This window comes from Yoonia sp. 67-2 (assembly GCF_035117555.1).
Classification (GTDB): domain Bacteria; phylum Pseudomonadota; class Alphaproteobacteria; order Rhodobacterales; family Rhodobacteraceae; genus Yoonia.
On sequence record NZ_JAYKPK010000009.1, the window covers coordinates 114107 to 135047 of the forward strand.

At 60.5% G+C, this 20941-nt stretch carries 24 protein-coding genes; 8 read left to right on the plus strand and 16 right to left on the minus strand.

The genetic code is table 11. The features are described 5' to 3' along the window. Positions 1-95 precede the first annotated feature (95 nt). Positions 96-548 (plus strand): GAF domain-containing protein, encoded by a 453-nt coding sequence (locus tag VOY09_RS14585; protein WP_322894650.1) that lies wholly within the window; start codon positions 96-98, stop codon positions 546-548. A 127-nt stretch (positions 549-675) separates the two neighbouring features. Continuing rightward, positions 676-1548, plus strand: coding sequence for a homocysteine S-methyltransferase family protein (locus VOY09_RS14590; RefSeq protein WP_322894649.1), 873 nt, complete (start codon positions 676-678; stop codon positions 1546-1548). A 28-nt stretch (positions 1549-1576) separates the two neighbouring features. Here VOY09_RS14590 and VOY09_RS14595 read toward each other — a convergent pair whose 3' ends face one another. Then, a complete protein-coding gene (locus VOY09_RS14595; protein WP_322894648.1) occupies positions 1577-2563 on the minus strand; it encodes a nucleoside recognition domain-containing protein in 987 nt (328 codons plus the stop codon). A gap of 116 nt (positions 2564-2679) precedes the next feature. Here VOY09_RS14595 and VOY09_RS14600 point away from each other — a divergent pair, with 116 nt between their 5' ends. Both VOY09_RS14600 and VOY09_RS14605 read left to right on the plus strand, forming a co-directional pair. Further along, positions 2680-3132 carry an Lrp/AsnC family transcriptional regulator gene (locus VOY09_RS14600; protein WP_322894647.1) on the plus strand — a complete coding sequence of 151 codons (453 nt, stop codon included), beginning with the start codon at positions 2680-2682 and terminating at the stop codon, positions 3130-3132. 61 nt (positions 3133-3193) lie between these two features. After that, the gene (locus VOY09_RS14605) at positions 3194-3736 is read left to right on the plus strand and encodes a GFA family protein (RefSeq protein WP_322894646.1); all 543 of its coding nucleotides are present in this window, start codon (positions 3194-3196) and stop codon (positions 3734-3736) included. Here VOY09_RS14605 and VOY09_RS14610 read toward each other — a convergent pair. After that, a complete protein-coding gene (locus VOY09_RS14610; protein ID WP_322894645.1) occupies positions 3733-5388 on the minus strand; it encodes a DUF4139 domain-containing protein in 1656 nt (551 codons plus the stop codon). The genes VOY09_RS14605 and VOY09_RS14610 overlap by 4 nt on opposite strands. A 152-nt stretch (positions 5389-5540) precedes the next feature. Between VOY09_RS14610 and VOY09_RS14615 the strand changes: the two genes are divergently transcribed. Both VOY09_RS14615 and VOY09_RS14620 read left to right on the plus strand, forming a co-directional pair. After that, the gene (locus tag VOY09_RS14615; RefSeq protein ID WP_322894644.1) at positions 5541-5765 is read left to right on the plus strand and encodes a transcriptional regulator/antitoxin MazE; all 225 of its coding nucleotides are present in this window, start codon (positions 5541-5543) and stop codon (positions 5763-5765) included. Then, entirely contained in the window at positions 5762-6148 is a 387-nt protein-coding gene (locus VOY09_RS14620; protein ID WP_322894643.1) for a type II toxin-antitoxin system death-on-curing family toxin, read from the plus strand. Before VOY09_RS14615 ends, VOY09_RS14620 begins: the two co-directional genes overlap by 4 nt. A gap of 34 nt (positions 6149-6182) precedes the next feature. Here the strand turns inward: VOY09_RS14620 and VOY09_RS14625 are convergent, their stop codons facing one another. Then, positions 6183-7205 (minus strand): aspartate-semialdehyde dehydrogenase, encoded by a 1023-nt coding sequence (locus VOY09_RS14625; RefSeq protein WP_322894642.1) that lies wholly within the window; start codon positions 7203-7205, stop codon positions 6183-6185. A 129-nt stretch (positions 7206-7334) separates the two neighbouring features. On the opposite strand from VOY09_RS14625, the gene VOY09_RS14630 reads away from it, so the two are divergent. Next, positions 7335-8567, plus strand: a complete 1233-nt coding sequence (locus tag VOY09_RS14630; protein ID WP_322894641.1) for a Coenzyme F420 hydrogenase/dehydrogenase, beta subunit C-terminal domain — start codon at positions 7335-7337, stop codon at positions 8565-8567. Here the strand turns inward: VOY09_RS14630 and VOY09_RS14635 are convergent. From VOY09_RS14635 to pheT, 5 genes are all read right to left on the minus strand, one after another. After that, positions 8532-9068, minus strand: a complete 537-nt coding sequence (locus VOY09_RS14635) for a cyclic nucleotide-binding/CBS domain-containing protein (protein WP_322894640.1) — start codon at positions 9066-9068, stop codon at positions 8532-8534. The two genes, VOY09_RS14630 and VOY09_RS14635, sit on opposite strands and share 36 nt — an antisense overlap. 37 nt (positions 9069-9105) lie before the next feature. Continuing rightward, on the minus strand, positions 9106-9534 hold the full coding sequence (gene mscL / locus VOY09_RS14640) for a large-conductance mechanosensitive channel protein MscL (RefSeq protein ID WP_322894639.1): 429 nt from the start codon (positions 9532-9534) through the stop codon (positions 9106-9108). A gap of 193 nt (positions 9535-9727) precedes the next feature. Beyond that, on the minus strand, positions 9728-10177 hold the full coding sequence (locus VOY09_RS14645; RefSeq protein ID WP_322894638.1) for a YtoQ family protein: 450 nt from the start codon (positions 10175-10177) through the stop codon (positions 9728-9730). Between the two features lie 34 nt (positions 10178-10211). After that, positions 10212-10844, minus strand: a complete 633-nt coding sequence (locus VOY09_RS14650) for a class I SAM-dependent methyltransferase (protein WP_322894637.1) — start codon at positions 10842-10844, stop codon at positions 10212-10214. A 56-nt stretch (positions 10845-10900) separates the two neighbouring features. Next, positions 10901-13297 carry a phenylalanine--tRNA ligase subunit beta gene (gene pheT, locus VOY09_RS14655; protein ID WP_322894636.1) on the minus strand — a complete coding sequence of 799 codons (2397 nt, stop codon included), beginning with the start codon at positions 13295-13297 and terminating at the stop codon, positions 10901-10903. 168 nt (positions 13298-13465) lie between these two features. Here pheT and VOY09_RS14660 point away from each other — a divergent pair, with 168 nt between their 5' ends. Beyond that, positions 13466-15430, plus strand: coding sequence for a bifunctional 2',3'-cyclic-nucleotide 2'-phosphodiesterase/3'-nucleotidase (locus VOY09_RS14660; protein WP_322894635.1), 1965 nt, complete (start codon positions 13466-13468; stop codon positions 15428-15430). Positions 15431-15488: 58 nt separating this feature from the next. Here VOY09_RS14660 and VOY09_RS14665 read toward each other — a convergent pair whose 3' ends face one another. From VOY09_RS14665 to pyk, 8 genes are all read right to left on the minus strand, one after another. Continuing rightward, positions 15489-15917, minus strand: coding sequence for an ASCH domain-containing protein (locus tag VOY09_RS14665; RefSeq protein WP_322894634.1), 429 nt, complete (start codon positions 15915-15917; stop codon positions 15489-15491). Positions 15918-16442: 525 nt separating this feature from the next. Then, positions 16443-16895, minus strand: coding sequence for a hypothetical protein (locus tag VOY09_RS14670; RefSeq protein ID WP_322894633.1), 453 nt, complete (start codon positions 16893-16895; stop codon positions 16443-16445). 2 nt (positions 16896-16897) lie between these two features. Next, positions 16898-17971 (minus strand): phenylalanine--tRNA ligase subunit alpha, encoded by a 1074-nt coding sequence (pheS, locus tag VOY09_RS14675; protein ID WP_322894632.1) that lies wholly within the window; start codon positions 17969-17971, stop codon positions 16898-16900. 96 nt (positions 17972-18067) lie between these two features. Next, entirely contained in the window at positions 18068-18412 is a 345-nt protein-coding gene (locus VOY09_RS14680; protein ID WP_322894631.1) for a hypothetical protein, read from the minus strand. 51 nt (positions 18413-18463) lie between these two features. Next, entirely contained in the window at positions 18464-18826 is a 363-nt protein-coding gene (rplT, locus tag VOY09_RS14685; protein ID WP_322891993.1) for a 50S ribosomal protein L20, read from the minus strand. A gap of 15 nt (positions 18827-18841) precedes the next feature. Beyond that, a complete protein-coding gene (gene rpmI / locus VOY09_RS14690) occupies positions 18842-19042 on the minus strand; it encodes a 50S ribosomal protein L35 (RefSeq protein WP_322894630.1) in 201 nt (66 codons plus the stop codon). 109 nt (positions 19043-19151) lie between these two features. After that, positions 19152-19376 carry a hypothetical protein gene (locus VOY09_RS14695; RefSeq protein WP_322894629.1) on the minus strand — a complete coding sequence of 75 codons (225 nt, stop codon included), beginning with the start codon at positions 19374-19376 and terminating at the stop codon, positions 19152-19154. 18 nt (positions 19377-19394) lie between these two features. After that, positions 19395-20840 (minus strand): pyruvate kinase, encoded by a 1446-nt coding sequence (gene pyk / locus VOY09_RS14700; RefSeq protein ID WP_322894628.1) that lies wholly within the window; start codon positions 20838-20840, stop codon positions 19395-19397. Positions 20841-20941 lie beyond the last annotated feature (101 nt).

A 20941-nucleotide genomic window follows, 5' to 3' on the forward strand; every position in this document is an offset into this window, starting at 1 on the left:
CATCAACATCGTCAGAGTATAAATATCCTCCGGGGGACATGCCGCAGGCATGGGGGGGTGGAAAACCCCCTGCACCATTCACAAAAGGACGCAACATGCGCGTTGACTACCCGACATTGCACAAAACCATCGCCGCCCTGACGGAAGGCGAAACCGATACCGTCGCCCTGATGGCGACACTCGCCTGCGAGGTGCATCACAGCGATAGCCGGTTCGACTGGACCGGCTTTTACCGCGTCACCGCACCGGAATTGTTGAAGATCGGCCCCTATCAAGGCGGCCATGGCTGCCTCGTGATCCCGTTTTCACGCGGCGTCTGCGGTGCGGCCGCGCGCACAGGTCAAGTGCAACTGGTTCCCGATGTCGATGCTTTTCCCGGTCATATCGCCTGCGCGAGCAGCACAAGGTCCGAACTGGTGCTGCCGGTGTTTGACGGCACAGGTGCTGTGATCGGCGTTTTCGATATCGACAGCGATCAGCCTGATGCCTTTACGCAAGATGATGCCGAGGCGATGACACAGATCCTGCAAAGCGTTTTTGCACGCTGACGCTTTTGCCACGGCCAAGGCCGCAGCAATGCCTCCGGCGGGGATACGTAGTTGAATTCGCGCTTTGCGCGATTTCAACGGCTCGGACGATGCTGGTAAGACAAAGCCCGACAGGAGAATGAAGAGAATGAAGCAGATCACCCTTCTGGATGGCGGCATGGGGCAGGAACTCATCCACCGCTCCGGCCAGCCGCCGACCCCGCTCTGGTCCACGCAGGTCATGGTCGATCACCCTGGCATGGTCGCTGCCGTGCATGCCGATTACCGCGCGGCAGGGGCGACGGTGCATACTGCCAATACTTACGCGATCCACCGCGACCGGCTGGCGGGCACCGGGCGCGAAGATCAATTCGCCACATTGATCGCCGCCGCCTTGCAAGAGGCGCAAGGCACCGGTCGGATCGCCGGGGCCATCGGGCCGCTCGTCGCCAGCTACCGCCCGGATGCGCACCCCGCCCATGAGATCGCTGTCCCGCTTTATGCCGAGGTGGCCAATCTGCTCGCCCCGCAGGTCGATCTGATCATCTGCGAAACCGTCGCCTCCCTTGCCCATGCACGCGCCGTGCTGGCGGGGGCCTTGCCCAGCGGCAAACCGATCTGGCTGTCGGTCACCGTCGATGACGAAGACGGCAGCCGCCTGCGCTCGGGCGAGGCACTCGCCGATCTGCGCGATGTCGCGCAAGGGGCCAGCGCCCTGCTCGCCAATTGCTCAGCGCCAGAGGCGATGGCAGCCGCGATGGAGGTATTCCGCCAAGGCGACCTGCCCTTCGGGGCCTATGCCAATGGTTTTACCCAGATCACCAAAGATTTCCTGCAAGACAAACCCACCGTCGATGCGCTGCAGGCGCGCCGCGATCTGGGGCCAGATGCCTATGCGCAATTCGCCTTGGGCTGGATCGGTCAAGGCGCCAGCATCGTCGGCGGCTGCTGCGAGGTCGGGCCTGCCCATATCGCGCGGCTTGCGCAGGCGATCCGCGACGCGGGACATGAGGTGGTGTGATAGCGGACGGGTCGCGCTGCGGCGATTCCTATCTGCTTTTAGCCTCGGATTTCGCCGGGCTGCTGGCCAGATAGGCCCATCTGAAAAACGCCGCATCCGACATCGCGCGGATCACCAGGGCAATGCCCGCCGTCGCCACCACGGCGAAGATAAGCCGCCCGATCAGCACCCCGCTGATATCGGCACCAATCGCCATCACGACCAAAGTATCCTCGATGACACTATGCGCAAAGCCCATGAAAACGCAGGACAAAAACACCTGCCTTGGCGACACCGAGCCGGACCGCGCCTCGCGGATCAACAGCCCACCGCCGTAGGAGATGCCCAAAAACAGCCCTACCGCTGTCAGATGCCCGGCCTCGCCCTTGATCCCCGCCAGGCGCAGCAGCGGGGCCAGCGCCCGCATCAGCAGCGCCAGAATGCCGGTGACTTTCAGCAATTCCAGCCCCCATGACAGCACCAGCAGGATCACCAGCATCCAGGCCATCATGACCCCCAATTGCCAAAAGAATGCCGACCACGCCAGCGTCTGCGCGGTAGGTACCCAGGCCGGGTTCACCGGCTGCGCCAGCCAACCCGTCGCCGTCAGCAGCTGATGCAGGATCAGCGCATAGATCACCCCGCCTGCGACGCGCAGGAGGGTCGTGACAATCATCCGCGGCCCGGCCTTTTCAATGATCTTCTGTTCCACCGGTAAACCATGCGCGAACAGCAACAGCGCCGAAAACACGGTGACATCCGCCACACTTAATGTCTCCATCGGCACCAGCACGAAGACCAGCGCCACCGCGCCCCAGATACCGATCAGCATCCCGCTGAGCCATGCGAGCCCCAGTTCCGGCGGCAACCCCACCAGCGCCATCACCGGCGCGAAAGCGGGTGCGATCGCATCGATCACCCCCAGCCGCGCCAGAATTTCGGTCGCGATGGTGATCGGCACGATGATCCGCGCCAGCAGCCAATAGATGCCGAAAGTATCACGGGTTTTTTGCAGGGCAGTATCAAGGTCTTGCATCAGGTCACTCCGGTCAGATTGCCCCGCCCTGCTAACCTGCCTCGCGTCGCATTTGTGGTCATTGATTGCGGCTTTGTGCAATATTATTGCAAACTCGTCCAGAAAGGACCGAACCCATGGACCGGATCGACCGCAAATTGCTGACCCTGCTGCAACAGGACGCATCGCGCACCAATCTTGACCTCGCCGATGCTGTCGGCCTGTCGCCGTCAAGCTGCCTGCGCCGGGTCCACCGGCTGCGCAAGTCGGGCATCATTGACCGGATCGTCGCACGCCTGAACCCGGCCAAGGCAGGCCGCGTGCTGAAAGCCTTGGTCACGGTCGAACTCAAACTGCATGGCGACCAGCATATGCGCCGGTTTCTGGAACAGGCCACGGCCGAACCGGCTGTTTCCCAGGCCTATGCCGTCACCGGTGAGACAGATGTCGTGCTGATCCTGTCGCTGCGCGATATGGCGGAATTCGACGCGCTCTGCGACCGGCTGTTCCGCGACCAGACCAATGTCGCGCGGTTTTTCACGATGATGGTGATCCGCACCGCCAAGGATGAAACCGCAATCCCGTTGTGAAATCACGTGCATCACAGGGGATGACACAATAGCCTGCCGACCAAAGCCAAAGGATCGCCGCATGTCCCAAAAAATCACCCTGTCCTGCCGCTGCGGCGCTGTCGCCATGCAGGCGCAGAACCCGCCGATCCTCAGCGTCGAATGCCTCTGCACCTCGTGCCGAACGGCGGCGAGCATCATGGACACACTGCCCGGCGCACAGCCGATCCGCGAAGCCAGCGGTGGCACAAGGATGGAAATGTACCGCAAAGACCGCGTCCATTGCACCAAAGGTGCGCAACATCTGCGCGAATTCCGGCTGACCGCGACGACCAAATCCCGCCGCGTCGTCGCTGCCTGCTGCAACACGCCGATGTTTCTGGATTTCACCCAAGGCCATTGGATCGACCTTTACGGCACACTCTGGCCCGCAGGCACCTTGCCGCCCTTGCAAATGCGGACCATGACCGGCGATCTGGATGACCCATCCACCCTGCCGGGCGACGTGCCGAACCTCAAATCACATTCGCCACGCTTCTTTATCAAACTGATCAGCGCTTGGGCGGCGATGAAATTCCGCACGCCCAAGATTGATGTGCAAGGCAAGCTGGACCTGCCCCTTTAACGCAGCACGAACCCGCTGGGCCACCGCAGAGTATATTCCAGCGTCACCTCCTGCTCGGCCCCCGCTGGCACATTAAGGTCCCATTCGACGATGCCGCGTTCCCCGTCAGGATCGCGGCGCGTCACCTCAGGGCTGGCAGTCAGCGTGACCTCCAGATCATCCTGCTCCGAATAAGGCACCGCATCGCGCAGCAGCACGTCCCAATCCTGCCCGGTCAGGTTTTCCACTGTCAGGATCGTCTGATCGACCAGTTGATTGGCGGATGAAAACACACCCACATCACCCTCAGACCGGTTTGGCGTGACCCGCGTCAGCCGCAAACCATCCAGCGGGCCAAAGCCCATCTCTGTCTCGGCCCCCGCCGCCAGCAGCGGCAGATAGCTGAAACCGACCATCGTGCCATCGGCCTGCACCATCACCGGGCCGGGCAGCAGGATTTCATCGCTGGTGTTGATGAATTCCGCCATCCGATACGCGTTGGCATCCGACATCGGCGTCGCCTCGGCCCAGACATCCGCGTCAAAGCTCAGCTGATCCAGTGGCAGGCGCAGATCCTCCACCCCGTTGCGGATCGTCACACGGCCCGGATATGTATAGGTCACAGCCGCACCGCTGAAATCAGCCTTGGCGGTGATCTCGCTCGTCTCCCGCATCGGGTTAGACAGAATTCCCGTGCCGCGCTGCAACGTCATCGCATCCGCCGCGCCCATGGCGGCGCTTTCGCGGTCACGCTCTTCTTCCGAGATGATCCGCCGCAAATCCGCCCAGGCCCCGCCGGGGGCAATCTGCTCACCCGGGCGCGCGGTGGACAGGATCAATTGCACATCGGTCCAGTCCTGCCCTGTCGCCTGACTGACCACAACCGCGCGGTCAAGATCGACACGCGGCGCATCGCCCGTGGTCAGGCGCATGTCATAGGCGGGCGACCATGTGGCAAGGTTTTCAGTGGTGTTGATATCAAACGTGACCTCACCCGCCTCCGATGCCACGACCGTGAAGGTCAGCACCGATCCGTCCTCCTCGGGTGCCAGCAAAGCCGCCAGCGCGCGCTGTGCCTCCTCCAGCGCATCGACATCATCCTGCCGCGCGCGGGTGGCGGCCTGCGCCTCTTGCTCGGCCGCAAAAGCGGCGGATCGCAGTTCCAGCGTTTCGGCCCCGACCATCTGCGCCAGCGCCTGAATATCGCTGATCGCAGCGGCGCTCAGATTATCGCCCGCACTCGCCTGACTCAGGCTTTGCAGAAAGGCGATCTGATCCTCTGCTGCCTGCACCCGCAATCGGATTTCGGCGATGGCAACGTCGCGTTCGCGCAAGACCTCTTCCAGCCGCTCCACTTCGGCGCGTGCGGCCTGCACCACAGTGCTGGCCTGATCCGGCGTCACCGGCAGGCGGTCAAAGGCAAGGTTCACCGCGCCGACCTGCACCTGCCCCGGTGCCACGATCCGCACCCCGTCAGAGCCAAGGTTCTGCGGCAGACCCGGAATCACGATCTCATGCTGCCCTTGGGGCAGATCGAGCGTCACCTGCCGGGTAACAGTGGCAAGGCCGGGATAGATCGTGACGGTATCGACACGGGCCTGCCCGGTGATCGTTTCGGCAAAAGCAGGGGCAGACAGCGCGATCAGGCTGGTGGTCAGTAAAAGGCGGAACATGGGGCGTCTCCTGTTTGTTTGCCCGGGGTATACAGGGCGAGACGGATTGTCGCATGTCCCGAATATTCGCATCGGCAGGATTTTTCGCAAAGCCGCGTTGACCGGGCAACGGTGCCTTCGTATATATGAATGGATATACAGTGAGGCACATGATGATCGAAACCAAAATCCGCAAGGTCGGCAATTCCGCCGTCATGACCCTGACCACCGAAATGCTGACGATTCTTGATGCGAAAGAAGGCGACAGCCTTTTCGTCGTGCGCGGCGATGATGGGTCCTTGCGCGTCATGGCGCATGACCCGTCTCTGGCCGCAGCCCTTGCCGCCGCTGAAATCGTGATGGATGAAAACCGCGACCTGCTGCAGGCGCTTGCGTGACACAACCCGTCTGGGTGCCTCTGGCCGCGATCATGATCATACACGACCGCCAGATCGCACGGCATGGCGGCGCGCCCGGTCTACGCGATGTGGGCCTACTGGAAATGGGCTGTCAGCGCGCCATCAACCGCGCAGACTATGCCGACGCTAGCTTGTATGAAATCGCCGCAGCCTATGCCTTTGGCATCGCCAAAGCGCATGCTTTTGTCGATGGGAACAAACGCACCGCCTTTGTCACCGCCGTCACATTCCTGCGGCTGAACGGGCTGGCCTTCCGGCCCGATCCCGTCACAGGTGTGCGGATGATGGAAGACCTCGCCACCGGCGACGTGACCGAGGCTACTTTTGCCACATGGCTTTCTAACGGATCAGTGGCGATCTGACACGCCGCCAAGGCGCATCAGATCATCGGGCAAATCAGCCCTTCTTCAGACACTCACGTCCCAAGACTTCCGCGATCTGCACCGCGTTCAACGCGGCACCCTTGCGCAGGTTGTCAGACACGCACCAGATGTTCAGCCCGTTATCAATCGTGCTGTCCTGCCGGATGCGGCTGATAAAGGTCGCATAATCACCGACGCATTCGATCGGCGTGACATAGCCACCATCCTCGCGCTTATCGATCACCATGATACCGGGCGATTCGCGCAGGATGTCGCGGGCTTCATGTTCGTCCAGAAAATCCTCGAACTCGATATTGATCGATTCCGAATGGCCGACGAACACCGGCACCCGCACACAGGTCGCGGTGATCTTGATGCTGGAATCAAGGATCTTCTTGGTCTCGGCGACCATTTTCCATTCTTCCTTGGTCGATCCGTCATCCAGAAACACATCGATATGCGGGATCACGTTAAAGGCAATCTGCTTGGTAAACTTGCGCGGCGGCTTGCTGTCGGTGGGGTTATAGATGCTCTTGGTCTGGTCCCACAGCTCATCAATGCCCTCTTTCCCGGCACCGGAGACGGATTGATAGGTGCTGACCACCACCCGCTTGATCCGCGCGCGGTCATGCAGGGGCTTCAGCGCCACAACCATCTGCGCCGTCGAACAATTCGGGTTCGCGATGATGTTTTTCTTGGAATAGCCATGGATCGCATCGGCATTCACCTCTGGCACGATCAGCGGCACATCGGCGTCATAGCGGTAAAGCGATGAATTATCGATCACCACACAGCCCGCTTTCGCAGCCTTGGGCGCATAGATTTTCGTGGCTTCGGAGCCTACGGCAAACAAAGCCATGTCCCAGCCGGTAAAATCAAACGTATCAAGGTCCTTGGTCTTGAGGGTCTTGTCACCAAAGCTGATCTCGGTCCCCAGCGATTTACGGCTGGCAAGTGCGACGATTTCATCCACCGGAAAGGTCCGTTCGTGGAGGATATTCAGCATTTCGCGGCCCACGTTGCCCGTGGCGCCGACAACGGCGATTCGATAGCCCATTTGATTGGCTCCTTGATTGCGAGTGGGGCCTCTTACCGTGTCATGCATCTCAGGGAAAGGGGCAGCGCGAAAGCAGCGAAAGTGTAAATCAAACTGGACACTTTTATTGTGCCGGGTAAGGTCGCCCCCATGACAGTCGCCACACCCCATTTCGCCGCCCCCGCCCCGCGCAGCCTCTGCACCGATTGCGGGGTGTCGCGGATGGCCGATTCCAGCGCCTGCGGGTCCGCCTGCCAGTTCATCAAACCAGATTATCCGGGGATGGAAACAAAGGTCCATGGGCGCGCGGCAGGCATCGACGGGGATGAAGCCTTCTTCGGCGTCACCGGCACGATGTATCGCGCCGCCCTCAAACCCGCGCGCGAAGGCGCACAATGGACCGGCCTGACCACACGGCTGGCCGAACGTCTGCTGGAAACTGGCACCGTGGATGCCGTGTTAACCATGATCGCCGACCCCGACGACCGCTGGAAACCGAAACCCGCGATCATCACCGACCCCGCCGATATGGCCGAGGCGCGCGGCATGCGGATGGGCTATGCGCCCTTGCTGGCCTTGCTGGAACCTGCCCGCGCCGCAGGACACCGGAAAATCGCCGTCATCGGCATCCCCTGCCAGATCTACGCCCTGCGGGCATTAGAGGCAAAGCTGGGTTTTGATGCGATCTACGTCATCGGCACACCCTGTTCCGACAACACCACGACCGCAAATTTCCACGGCTTCCTGTCCCGCCTGACCGACGCGCCCGACACCGTCACCTATCTGGAATTCCGCGCCGATTATCACGTGGAACTCCGCTTCACCGATGGCACAAACCGGCTGATCCCGTTCCTGAAACTGCCGATCTCCGACCTGCCGCCTGATTTCTTCCCCACCACCTGCCGGACCTGCGTGGATTACACCAACCGGCTCGCCGATATCACCGTGGGCTATATGGCGGGCGAGGGCGACCAATGGCTGATCGTGCGAAATGCGCGGGGGCAGGCAATGCTGGACAACCTCAGGTCAGAGGTGACGCTTGCCAAACCCGGCACGCGCAGCAAACGCGCCAGCGCCGTCAAAGGCTTTGTCGAAAACACACGCCTCGCCGCCGGTGGCCTGCCTTTGCGCCGGATGCCTGATTTTATGCGCGGGATCATGGGCTGGTTGATGCCAAAGATCGGGCCGCGCGGGCTGGAATTCGCCCGCGCAAGGCTGGAAATGAAAGCGGCGGAAACCATCCTCCACCTGCGCCGCGAAGAACCGGCGAAGATGAAAAACATGGTCCCCGCCCATGTCTGGAACCTCGCCGCCCCCTACGGCCTGACGCCCACAGCGGATGAAATCTCAGCGAAACCCAAGCACGATGACCATCAGCAGTGAATAAAGCGCGATGCCACCACCGATCAGCAGATAGTGGAAATTGCCGGAAAACTGCGCCTTGGCCATGGCCCGCATCTGGTTGATCATGTCAGGCCATGTATAGCTGACGAAATCACCTTGGGTGAAGACCGCCTTGATCCGGCCCTGATCATCGACCACCGGCAGACGGCGGAACCGTTCATTCGACATGATGCGCAGCCAGTCCAGCATATCATCGGTTTCTTTCGCCAGACGCGGATCGGCGGTCATGATATCGGACAATTTGGTCGTGTTCGGGTCCATCCCCTTGGCCACCAGCTTGTTCATGATATCGCGTTCGGTCACGATCCCAATCACCTTTTCCGCCGCATCGGTGATCACGACGCAGCCGTAATTCTTGTCCGACATCTTGGCGACAGCCTCGGCCACTGTGGCATCGGGGCCAGAGGTCAGGGGTTTGGGTTTGCCCGGATATTCGCTGCGGTCCATCAAGCGGCTGCCGGGGCGGGTTGTATCGGCCATGGGAAACATCCTTCCTGTTGATCGCGGTCAATGGAATTCAGCTAGGACGATCTGACGCTGCGTCAAAGTGTGGCGGATCAACTTTTGACCGCGCCAGCGCATCGCGGATCTCGATCAGGATATCCAGCTCGGACGGACCCGTCTTGACCTCGGGCGCGACATCCTGCGGCTTTTCGGCGATGGATTTCACCCGGTTGACCATCTTCACCAGAATAAAGACGACAAAGGCGATGATCACGAAATTGATCACCGCAGTGATGAAACTGCCATACATGAATTGCGCATCACCGACCCCGAAACTGAGCGCGCTGAAATCCAGCCCCCCCACGATCAGCCCGATCAACGGCTGGATCAGATCACCGACAAGGCTGTTGACGATGGCCGTAAAGGCCGCGCCGATGATGATCCCGACGGCAAGATCCATGACATTGCCTTTGGCGATGAAATCTCTGAATTCGTTGAGCATGATGTCTTCCTCTGCGCGTGACTGGGTCAGATGTTAGCAAGAGAAATGCAGAAAGCTATTGATTTTATGCGGGGGCGCCGGGGTAAACCCCGGCCTACGGACGTCGCGGTTCGCCCCGACCCGCCGCGTCAACCGGGGTAGACCCCGGCCTACAGGCATCCCAACGTAGGTCGGGGTTCACCCCGACACCCACTCACCCCGGCAAGCTCCCGTTCAACACATAGGCCAACACATCCACCACCTGCTGCGGCGTTTCCACTACGGCGAGGGCCGCTGCATCCACCTCTTTCAACGCATGCTGATGATCCGGCCCATGCATCACGATCAGCGCCTTGCCCAGCGCCGCTGCATAGCCCGCGTCAAAGGCGGCATTCCACTGCTTGTATTGATCACCAAAGCGGACCACCACGATATCCGCCGTCTCGATCCCATGCCTTGTGCGGATCGCATTCAGTTTCGCGCCCTTGTGGTCGTGCCAGAATTTATCCGGCTCCGCCCCCATGATCGCCACGCCGCAATCATCGGATGCCGCGTGATCCGTCACCGGCCCGGAAAAGGCCACATCCAGATCAGCGGCCCCTTTGGTGATCTGGTCGCGCCAGTCAGTGTGAATTTCGCCGGAAAGGTAAATCTGCAAAGTCATGTGCTGTCTCCTGTGTTTGCCGCAACCTAACGCCTTATGCCCCGCTGGCCACCCCCGGTTTGCGCGCCACGATATAGCGGGCGGGCACCGCGAAATCGCCGCTTTCGACAATCTCGAACCCGGCGTTCCGCACGGCCGCTTCCAACTCCGTCGCGCTGAATTTGCGCAGATAGGGGGCCTTGCCCAGCATCTGCGCGAGCGGGATCACCGCGCCGATCAGGGTCCATTTCAGGCCCCGCCCTTTCAGCGCCGCGGTTTTGGAGATGAAATATCCCCCCGGCGGCAACAGATCATAAATCCGCGCCATGCGCCGTTCCATATCCGGCACAAGGTGAAAGAAAGAATGCGCGAGAATCACATCGAACGGCCCGGTTTCCGGCAGATCGCCCGCCACATCGAACCGCAGATCAGCCCCCGCCACAGGCAGCTTGCCGCGCGCAATGCGGATCATCTCGGGCGATACATCAGTTGCCAGATAGCTGGCCACATCCGGGGCCAGTAGCACAGCGGTCGACCCGGTGCCGCAGGCGATTTCCAGCACATGATCCGCCCTGCGCAGATAGCTGCGGGTCCGGCCCAATGTGTATTCATAAGCGGCAGGGTTGCCGATGGCAGAGGCTGCGTATTTCTCTGCCGTCTTGTCCCAGAATCGGGCTGAATCTGTCATCGTGATCTCCTTTGACGGGCAATATACGCGGGTTGCCCGTCTGGAAGATGACAATTTTACCCGCGCAGAATGCCGCCCGTCGCCTTGGTCACCTTGTCGACGATCTTCGCGCTGACAGCCTCGATATCGGCATCTTTCAGTGTTGCCGTCGTGGGTTGCAGGCGCACCGAGACGGCGAGGGATTTCTTGCCCTCACCCAGATTGCCACCGATGAACTGGTCGAACACCCGGACATCGCTGATCAAGGCCTTGTCAGCCCCTATCGCGGCATTGACCAGCGTCAGCGCTTCGACGTCCGCATCCACGACAAAGGCAAAGTCACGCTCGACCGCTTGCAGGTCGGTCGCGACCAACGCGGGCCGTGTGGTGGTTTTCGACTTCGGCACCGGCACTTCATCCGGCCAGATGGTGAAGCCGACGGCGGGTCCTTTGATATCCATCTCGCGCAGCACCTTGGGGTGCAATTCGCCGAACACGGCGAGCACCTTTTTCGGACCAAGGCAAATCATGCCGTGCCGTCCGGGGTGCCACCATTCCGCCGCGCCGCGCAGGATCTGCACCTTGGCGGGCGCGCCGATGGCGGCAAGGACGGATTCAGCATCGGCCTTGGCATCATAGAGATCGACGGCGCGGGAGGTGCCGTGGACTTCTTTACTGGCCGTCTTGCCGATCAGGATGCCGGTGATCAGGTTGTGCTGTTCGCCCGGCTCACCACCGTGGAAACCGGCACCGACCTCGAACAAGGCCATATCCATGAAACCACGCGCCTGATTGCGCGCGGCGGCACGCAGAAGGGCGGGCAGCAGGTTGGGCCGCATATGCGACAATTCGCTGGAAATCGGGTTTTCCAGCTTCGTCGCATCATCGCCGCCGCCGAACAGGGATGCTGCCTGCTGATCGACAAAGCTGTAGGTGACGCATTCATTATAGCCCAGCGCCGCCATCGTCCGGCGCGCGGATTGCTGCCGCTGCTGGCCTTGGGTCAGGATCGGTTTCGGGACACCGGCCTGCATCCGTGGCATCGGCTTGCCTTGCAGCTTGGTCAGCGAGGCGATGCGCGCGACCTCTTCGACCAGATCAGCCTCGCCCTGCACGTCGGGGCGCCAGGATGGGACATGCGCCATGTCGCCTTCCAGATGGAAGCCGAGCGCGGTCAAAGTCTGGCGCTGGGTGCTTTCGGGGATATCCATACCGACAAGGCTGATGACGCGCTGCGCATCAAGGCGGTAAGCACGGGATGTATCAGGCACCTCGCCTGCGATGATCAGTTCTGACGCCTCACCGCCCGCGTGATCCACGATCATCCGCACGGCATGTTCCAGACCTTCGGGCGTGAAGGCCGGATCAATGCCGCGTTCAAAGCGATAGCGGGCGTCGGAATTGATCTTCAACGCGCGGCCGGTATAGGCAATCTGGACCGGGTCCCAATAGGCGCTTTCGACAAAGACGTTCACGGTATCCTCGGTGCAGCCTGTCGCAGCACCGCCCATGATGCCCGCAATGCTTTCGACGCCCTGATCGTCGGAAATCGCGATCTGGCCGGGTTGCAAGGTATAGGTCTTGTCATCCAGTGCGACGATGCTCTCGCCGCCCTTGGCACGGTGAACGCGGATATCGCCCTGCACCTTGTCAGCGTCGAACACATGCAAGGGCCGGTTCAGGTCATAGGTGAACCAATTGGTCACATCGACCAGAAAGCTGATCGGGCGCAGACCGATGGCGCGCAATTGGGTTTGCAGCCAGTCCGGGCTTGGTCCGTTTTTGACGCCCCGGATCAAACGACCACAGAAAACCGGGCAGCCGTCGCGCGTATCGTCAGCAATAGACACATTCAGATCGGCGGTGAAATTGGCAGGCACCGGATCGACCGTGACTGGTTTCAACGTGCCAAGGCCGCGCGCCGCCAGATCGCGGGCAATGCCGCGCACGCCGAGCGCGTCGGGGCGGTTTGGAGTGATGGCGATTTCGATCACCGGATCGACCTTGTCGGGCTGGTTCTGCGCCAGCCAGTCGGTGAAGCTTTGCCCGACCTCGCCAGAGGGCAGTTCGATGATGCCGTCATGTTCTTCTGACAGTTCCATCTCACGCTCGGAACACATCATGCCGTAGCTTTCGATGCCCCTGATCTTGCCCACGCCGATCGTCGTGTCGATGCCCGGCACATAAGTGCCGGGGCTGGCGATCACCACGGTGATGCCCGCGCGGGCATTGGGCGCGCCGCAGATGATCTGGGTCAGACCGTCCTTGGTCTGCACCTGACAGACGCGGAGTTTATCCGCATCGGGGTGTTTCTCCGCGCTTTCGACATAGCCGATGGTGAAATCCGCCAGCTTTGCGGCGGGGTTTTCCACACCTTCGACTTCCAACCCAAGGTCGGTCAGCGTCTCGGTGATCAGATCGACCGAGGCGTCAGTGTCGAGGTGGTGTTTCAGCCAGGAGAGCGTGAATTTCATCTGTTTATCCAGCACAAGTCATTTGCAAGCGATCTAACCGATATCGCAGCGATGCGAAAGACCGTTGGGCGGGGTTCACCCCGCCTGCCCGCCAGAGGCGCAACCTGCGGACAAATCTGTTACATCGGGGCGATAGACCACAGCGACATCCAAAAATGAGGTTCTCCCATGATCGCCATGTCCCGCCGTCAGTTCCTGCTGACCTCCACTGCCGGCAGCTTTGTCGTGCTGCACCCTTTTGCCGCGCGCGCGCAGGCAGGTCAGGCGCATCTGCGGATTCTGGCGACCACCGACCTGCATTGCCATGTCCAGCCCTATGATTACTACGCAGACCGGCCCAATGACACGATGGGTCTGGCGCGCACCGCCAGCCTGATCGCCGCCGTCCGGGCCGAAGCGGGCAACAGCATCACCGTCGATAACGGCGATTACATGCAGGGCAATCCGATGGCCGATTTCATCGCCTATTCCAAAGGCATGAAAGAGGGCGATCTGCATCCGGTCATCGCGGGCATGAATGCGCTGGGCTTTGATGCGGGGACTTTGGGCAACCATGAATTCAACTATGGCCTGCCGTTCCTCGATCTGGTCAATGCGCGCGCGGATTTTCCCGTGCTCTGCGCCAATGTTGCCAAGACCCTTGGGGCGACCCCGCGCGAGGACGATCTTTACGCCCCCGCCTATACGATCCTTGAGCGCGAATTGACCGATGGCAGCGGAGCCGCCTTGCCGATCCGCATCGGGCTGATCGGCTTTGTCCCGCCGCAGATCCTGCAATGGGACCGCAGCCATCTGGACGGCAAGGTCGCCGTGCGTGACATCGTCGCCGCAGCCGAGGCCTGGGTGCCGCAGATGCGCGAAGACGGGGCCGATATCGTCATCGCGCTGTGCCATTCCGGCATCGATACCGGCCCCTATGCCGAAGGCATGGAAAACGCCGCCCTGCATCTGGCGGGGGTGGACGGCATCGACGCGCTGGTTACCGGCCACCATCACCGCCAGTTCCCCGGCCCCGATTTTGAAGGCGACGGTATCGACAATGCAGCAGGCACTTTGCGCGGCAAGCCCGCTGTGATGCCCGGTTTCTGGGGCAGCTATATGGGGCTGATCGACCTGCTGTTGACCCATGACGGCGGCACATGGTCGGTGACGTCCCACGAATCCACCCTACGCCCGATTTCCGAGCGGCAGGAAGATAACACCATCACCCCGCTGGTCACCGATTTCGCCCCGGTGATCGCCGCCACCGCGCAGACCCATGACGATACGCTGGCCTATATCCGCGCAGAGGTCGGCCAGACCGCCGCACCGCTGCACAGCTATTTCGCGCTCGTTGCCGATGATCCGTCAGTGCAGATCGTCAGCCTCGCGCAGATGTGGTATGTGGAACAGCTGCTGCAAGGCACCGACCATGCCGGCCTGCCGATCCTGTCGGCGGCGGCACCGTTCAAGGCCGGTGGCCGTGGCGGCCCGGAATATTACACCGATGTCGCCACCGGCCCGGTCGCGATCAAGAATGTCGCTGATCTTTACCTGTATCCCAATACTTTGCAGGCGGTGCGGATCACCGGCGCGCAATTGAAAGACTGGCTGGAGCGCAGCGCCGGGATGTTCAACCAGATCACCCCGGGTGAGGCCGATCAGCCGCTGATCAACACCGCCTTCCCCAGCTATAATTTCGACGTGATCGATGGGGTAACCTATCAGATCGACCTGACCCAGCCGTCGAAGTACGACAGTGAAGGCGCGCTGGTCGATGCCGCCGCCAATCGCATCGTTGATCTGATGTATGATGGCGCGCCGGTCGATCCGGCGGCGGAATTCATCGTGGCGACCAATAATTACCGTGCCGGTGGCGGCGGCAGCTTTCCCGGTGCCGATGGCAGCACGACGATCCTGCAGGCGCCCGACACCAACCGCGATGTGATCGTGCGCTATATCGTCGATCAGGGCACGATCAGCCCGGCGGCGGATGCGAACTGGACCTTTGCGCCGGTTGCGGGGGCGAGTGTGACCTTCGACACCGGGCCGAAAGCCGCGACCTATCTGCCCGAAGTGCAGGCGCGCGGTCTGGTGATTGAGGCTGCGGGCGACGGCGCGGATGGCTTTGCGCGGTTCCGGATTACGCTGTAGCCTTTGTGCCGGGATGGCGGGGTGAACCCCGCCCTACGGATCAGCACTGGGCGCGCGCTTAAAGCTCGCGCCCGGCCAGGTCTTCGACCAGCACGAAATGTTCGAACACCAGCATCATTTCGGGGTCAAAGCCGCCATTGCGTTTGAAATAGGCTTTGTGATCCTTGCGCCAGCCTAAAAGGCTGTCGTTCTCACCCTCGGCCAAAGCCATTTCCTCGGTCACGTCACAATAGCGAATCTGTTCCACCTTGGTGGTGCGGATGACCAGCGCAGGGGTGCCGTCCCAATTGGCGGCGATATCGCAGCGGCCCACGACGGGCATGGCATCGGGGTCGTCTTCGAAATCCGAGGCCGCCGCACAGGTCGCGGTTTTCTTGCGCTGGCGGACGAGGCCGATCAGGTATTGGCACAGCTCCGGCGTGTCACCGAAACGAAAGGTGCCCGCGCCGGGGTAGGTGTCTTGCAGGTCTTCGGTGTCATCACTCATGGTCTTGGCCTTTCACGGGCTGGGGCGGCAAATCTTCCCCGCGGGGAAGGTCGCATGGTATCTTCCCCGCGGGGAAGGTGAAAGACCGGGCTTTGTGATATCTTCCCCGCGGGGAAGGTTTTGCGTGACGCTGGCGGGGTGAAGCGCGGCAGGGCGGAGACTCACGCGGATGTGGATCTGAGGTCAGGATAGCGCAGAGGGGTTGATAAAGGGTTAAGGGTGCGAACTGAGGGTTGAGGGTGGGAGGTCTGAGACAGGTGGCGGTGGTCTACAAACACATAACCCCGCACAAGGCGGGGCTACGGGACGTTGACATTATTTAGACTACTCTGGATTTGTCATCATCCGGCGAGCAGCCTGCCCAGTAATCTAGGTCTTAAGCCCGATGAACGGGATACATTGGATAGATAACGGGATACATTGGATAGATAGCGTATCGCCAGTTAATATTCAATGACCAGCAAGGCCCAAGCCGTGCAAGCATCGGATTAAGCCATATCCGATATTATCCGACGATAGTCAGCTTCAAGAATTAGCATTCCGAAATGCTTCTTTAAATTTTCCAGGTCTTAAAGTTGAAAGGTCTTCTCGGGCCAGCGCAACAAACTTGTCAACTTGCTCAAAAAACTTAACATTTAGCATCGATGCGCTAGCCTCCTCAGGTGTTAGCAGCCATATGGTCCGAACGGTGTTTGCCAATTCACGCGCGTAAGCAGCGATATTATTCGGGCAACTTACACGGATATCAAATTCAATTGAGCTTAACACTTCACTCGAGTCATGTCCGATAGGTAGCCCCTTCGCTACATTCATCCGACAAGCTAGCACGTGCGAAACAAAACGGCTGTAAAGCTCCGTCCTGCGCACCGCTTCGTTATTTCTTAGGTCATCATTGCGTTTAATAAAATAAAGGTAAATGGCACCACACAACGCAGCGAAAGGAGCGAGCGACTGTGTAAGTCCCAGCACCAAATCCATGCTCACCTGCTCAACCCACCATGCAGCGTCGGCACATCCAGTGACGCAAAGCCGTAATGCCGCAGCCAGCGCAGGTCAGAATCAAAGAACGCGCGCAAATCCGGTATCCCGTATTTCAGCATCGCGATCCGGTCGATGCCCATGCCGAAGGCGAAGCCTTGCCATTGGGTCGGGTCGACGCCTGCGGATTGCAGCACATGCGGATGCACCATGCCGGAGCCCAGCACTTCCAGCCAGCCATCGCCTTCGCCGATCTTAAGCTGACCATCGACCCAGGAACATTGGATATCCACCTCGGCCGAGGGTTCGGTGAAGGGGAAATGCGAGGCGCGGAAACGAGTCTTGATCCCGTCCACCTCGAAAAAGGCGGCGAAGAATTCTTCGAGCACCCATTTGAGATTGGCCATGGAAATGTCCTTGTCGATGGCCAGTCCTTCGACCTGATTGAACATCGGGGTATGGGTCTGGTCGTAATCGGCGCGGTAAACGCGGCCCGGGGCAATGATGCGGCAGGGCGCGCCGAACTTTTCCATATGGCGGATCTGCACCGGGCTGGTGTGGGTGCGCAGCACATGCGGCGGGCGGTTATCGCCCTGCGCGCGGTGCATGTAGAATGTGTCCATCTCGGCCCGCGCGGGGTGGTGGCCGGGGATGTTCAGCGCGTCGAAATTATACCAATCGGTGTCGATCTGCGGCCCTTCGGCGACGGCAAAGCCCATATCGGCGAAGATCGCGGTGACCTCTTCGGTGACCTGGCTGATCGGGTGGATCGTGCCCTGACGGCGGGGCCGCGACGGCAGGGTCACGTCGAGCCATTCGCCGCGCAGGCGCGCATCAAGGGCGGCATCGCCGAGGGCGGCTTTTTTCGCGGCAAGGGCGCTGTTGATCTCGTCCTTCAGCGCGTTCAGGGCGGGGCCGGCGGTTTGCCGTTCCTCGGGCGTCATTTTGCCGAGTTCGCGCATGGCCGCGCTGATTTCGCCCTTTTTGCCGAGGGCGGCGATGCGCAGGTCTTCGATCTGTGCTTCGTCACCGGCTGCGGCGATCAGGGAAAGGTATTTGGCTTTCAGGTCGTCCATGGCGCGCCTCTTGATCTGGTTGTGCAGGGGTTAGCGAAAGGGCGGGGTGGGTGCAAGGTGTGGGTGGGATCCTGAGGTGTGAGGCGGAATTAACCGTCAAAATCGCTTGCGCAAGGTCGCTGTGATGAGCCGGTCACCGATCGCAAACGCAAGTACGTAGACACCGATATTCAGGAACTCTAATGCAAAACTGCCTTCGCCGAATGGCGAATAGGTTCTTACCAACAAGATAATCACGACTAACAAGGCCATGCGGGCAAGGACGGGCTTCATTTCATTGATCTCCAGTGTGTGACAGATGCAGTCACCGAGTTTGGTGATACAACTCATAATTGCAAGATATTTGGTCAGTTTGTACGGCATACCGGCCACAGCGTTAGCCGGCATATCGTCTTGGGCAATCTCTGCGACCGCATCTAAATTCTGCACCCCCCAACGCAAAAGACCGCCCCATCACAGAGCGGCCTTTCCCGTATCACTCAACAGCAAACCTTACGCAGGCATCGCCGCTTTCGCCTGACCAACGATCGTCGCGAACGCCTCTGGTTCGTTCACGGCCAGATCGGCCAGAACCTTGCGGTCGACTTCGATGCCGGCGAGGGCCAGACCATTGATGAACTTGGAGTAGTTCAGGGTCTCGTCCACCGAACGCACACCGGCGTTGATCCGCTGGATCCACAAGGCGCGGAAGTTGCGCTTGCGGTTGTGCCGGTCGCGGGTGGCATATTGGTTGGCTTTGTCGACGGCCTGTTTGGCGACCTTGAAGGTCTTGGACCGGCGATCATAATAACCCTTGGCAGCGTCGAGAACTTTCTTGTGCCGACGATGTGTAACTGTTCCGCCTTTAACGCGCATATCTCAAATCCCCTGTTATCGTGCGTAAGGCATCATCGGCTTGATGATACCTTCGTCTTGCTTGCTCAATGTGGCGGTGCCACGAGCGTTACGGAGGAATTTGTTGCTGCGCTTGATCATGCCGTGACGCTTTCCGGCTTGGCCTGCCAGAATGCGGCCAGTGGCCGTCACTTTGAACCGCTTTTTGCAGCTCGATTTCGTTTTCATTTTCGGCATTTCCGTCTCCTCTGAAGGTCGGTCGGACGCGCGACTCGGCATGCCATACTGGCCGGACGCGCGGGTGAAGCTGCGCTATAGGATGCAAAACCCCGTAGTGCAAGCCGATTCAGTTGATAATCCGGGCGATGACGTTGAAGACCGGCTGATCCAGCCGGTCAATCGCATAGAGACCGGGGTTTTCCCGCACCGCATAGGTGATCGCCCCGCCCCCGATGATGAACAGAGCGAGGGCCACCCAAGGCCAGCGCCGGTCTGTAAAGGCGCTGACAAGGGCCGCGATCCCGATGATCACGGCGACCATGCCCGCGACGATGATGACATCAGACTCCACGCTGTGCGGGCCTTTGGTCTATTCGGTTTCAGATGCGAAGATCAGCTTTTCTTCGCAAGGGGCGACCCGCAGGATATTGGTGGACCCCGGCGTGTTGAACGGCACGCCTGCGGTGACGACGATCATGTCTTCCTTGGTGGCCATCTCCTGCGCTAGGGCGGCGCGGACAGCGGCGACGACGGCGTCTTTGAAGCGATTGACCTCGCCCACAACAACGCAATTGGTGCCCCATGACAGGCAGAGCCTGCGCGCGGTGCGGATATAGCTGGTCAGCGCGATGATCGGCACGCGGGGCCGTTCGCGGGCAACCAGCAGGGCCGTGGTGCCGGATTGCGAGAAGCAGCAGATCGCCTTGATATCGGTGGTTTCGGCGATTTCGCGCGCGGCGGAGACGATCCCGTCCGCGACGGAATTGCGCACGGCGCGGCGCGAGGATTCGATGATCTCGGTATAGGTCGGGTCGGTTTCGACCTCGTTGGCGACATTGCTCATCGTCTGGACGGCTTCGATTGGGTAAGACCCGGCAGCGGATTCAGCGGACAGCATGATCGCATCGGCGCCTTCATAGATCGCGGTGGCGACGTCAGAGACTTCGGCACGGGTCGGCATCGGGCTGTCGATCATCGATTCGAGCATCTGTGTTGCCACGATCACCGGTTTCGCGGCAGCACGGCATTTGCGCACCAGACGTTTCTGGATTGGTGGGACGTTCTGGACGGGAAGTTCAACGCCCAGGTCACCACGGGCGACCATGATGCCATCGCTGACGGCAAGGATATCGTCGAAATTCTTCACCGCAGCGGGTTTTTCGATCTTGGACAGGATCGCGGCGCGGCCTTTGCACAGCTCGCGGGCCTCTTCCACGTCCGCCGGGCGCTGGACGAAGGACAGGGCAAGCCAGTCGACACCCAATTCGCAGACGAATTCCAGATCCTTGCGATCCTTGTCGGACAGGGCGGCCAGCGGCAGCACCACGTCAGGGACGTTCACGCCTTTGCGGTTGGAGATCGTGCCGCCGACGATGACTTCGCAATTGGCGAAATCAGCACCGCAATCCTTGACCCGCAGTTTGATCTTGCCGTCATTGACCAGCAGATGCGCGCCGGGTTCCAGCGCGTCGAAGATTTCCGTATGCGGCAGGCAGACGCGGTTCACATCGCCTTCGGCCTTGTCCAGATCGAGCCGGAAGGAGGCGCCGGGGATCAATTCCTCTTCGCCATTGGCAAAGACGCCGACGCGCAGTTTTGGCCCCTGAAGGTCGGCCAGAATGGCAATCGGGCTGTCGAGGTCTTTTTCCACCTGCCGGATGATCGCATGCCGCGCGCGGATTTCTTCATGATCGCCGTGTGACATATTCAGCCGGAACACATCGGCACCGGCCTCGTGCAGGGCGCGGATCATTTTGTAATCGTTGGATGCAGGCCCAAGCGTGGCGACGATCTTGACATTGCGGTGGCGTTTCATCTTCATTCCCTTTGGTCAGTGCCGTTAGCGGTAACGGTCGGCTTTACGCTCTTATTGCGCAATTCCATTCCCACGTAAACTAGCCTAAATGCGGTGACATG

Bases quoted from the DNA above. Each gene is read 5' to 3' on its own strand.
- VOY09_RS14670 (WP_322894633.1), bottom strand. From the start codon at position 16,895: ATGGATTTGGTGCTGGGACTTACACAGTCGCTCGCTCCTTTCGCTGCG.
- VOY09_RS14660 (WP_322894635.1), top strand. From the start codon at position 13,466: ATGATCGCCATGTCCCGCCGTCAGTTCCTGCTGACCTCCACTGCCGGC.
- VOY09_RS14625 (WP_322894642.1), bottom strand. From the start codon at position 7,205: ATGGGCTATCGAATCGCCGTTGTCGGCGCCACGGGCAACGTGGGCCGC.
- VOY09_RS14590 (WP_322894649.1), top strand. From the start codon at position 676: ATGAAGCAGATCACCCTTCTGGATGGCGGCATGGGGCAGGAACTCATC.
- rpmI (WP_322894630.1), bottom strand. From the start codon at position 19,042: ATGCCGAAAATGAAAACGAAATCGAGCTGCAAAAAGCGGTTCAAAGTG.
- pyk (WP_322894628.1), bottom strand. From the start codon at position 20,840: ATGAAACGCCACCGCAATGTCAAGATCGTCGCCACGCTTGGGCCTGCA.
- VOY09_RS14585 (WP_322894650.1), top strand. From the start codon at position 96: ATGCGCGTTGACTACCCGACATTGCACAAAACCATCGCCGCCCTGACG.
- VOY09_RS14635 (WP_322894640.1), bottom strand. From the start codon at position 9,068: ATGGCCGATACAACCCGCCCCGGCAGCCGCTTGATGGACCGCAGCGAA.
- VOY09_RS14630 (WP_322894641.1), top strand. From the start codon at position 7,335: ATGACAGTCGCCACACCCCATTTCGCCGCCCCCGCCCCGCGCAGCCTC.
- VOY09_RS14615 (WP_322894644.1), top strand. From the start codon at position 5,541: ATGATCGAAACCAAAATCCGCAAGGTCGGCAATTCCGCCGTCATGACC.
- VOY09_RS14595 (WP_322894648.1), bottom strand. From the start codon at position 2,563: ATGCAAGACCTTGATACTGCCCTGCAAAAAACCCGTGATACTTTCGGC.
- mscL (WP_322894639.1), bottom strand. From the start codon at position 9,534: ATGCTCAACGAATTCAGAGATTTCATCGCCAAAGGCAATGTCATGGAT.
- pheS (WP_322894632.1), bottom strand. From the start codon at position 17,971: ATGGACGACCTGAAAGCCAAATACCTTTCCCTGATCGCCGCAGCCGGT.
- pheT (WP_322894636.1), bottom strand. From the start codon at position 13,297: ATGAAATTCACGCTCTCCTGGCTGAAACACCACCTCGACACTGACGCC.
- VOY09_RS14645 (WP_322894638.1), bottom strand. From the start codon at position 10,177: ATGACTTTGCAGATTTACCTTTCCGGCGAAATTCACACTGACTGGCGC.
- VOY09_RS14650 (WP_322894637.1), bottom strand. From the start codon at position 10,844: ATGACAGATTCAGCCCGATTCTGGGACAAGACGGCAGAGAAATACGCA.
- VOY09_RS14605 (WP_322894646.1), top strand. From the start codon at position 3,194: ATGTCCCAAAAAATCACCCTGTCCTGCCGCTGCGGCGCTGTCGCCATG.
- VOY09_RS14610 (WP_322894645.1), bottom strand. From the start codon at position 5,388: ATGTTCCGCCTTTTACTGACCACCAGCCTGATCGCGCTGTCTGCCCCT.
- VOY09_RS14600 (WP_322894647.1), top strand. From the start codon at position 2,680: ATGGACCGGATCGACCGCAAATTGCTGACCCTGCTGCAACAGGACGCA.
- rplT (WP_322891993.1), bottom strand. From the start codon at position 18,826: ATGCGCGTTAAAGGCGGAACAGTTACACATCGTCGGCACAAGAAAGTT.
- VOY09_RS14665 (WP_322894634.1), bottom strand. From the start codon at position 15,917: ATGAGTGATGACACCGAAGACCTGCAAGACACCTACCCCGGCGCGGGC.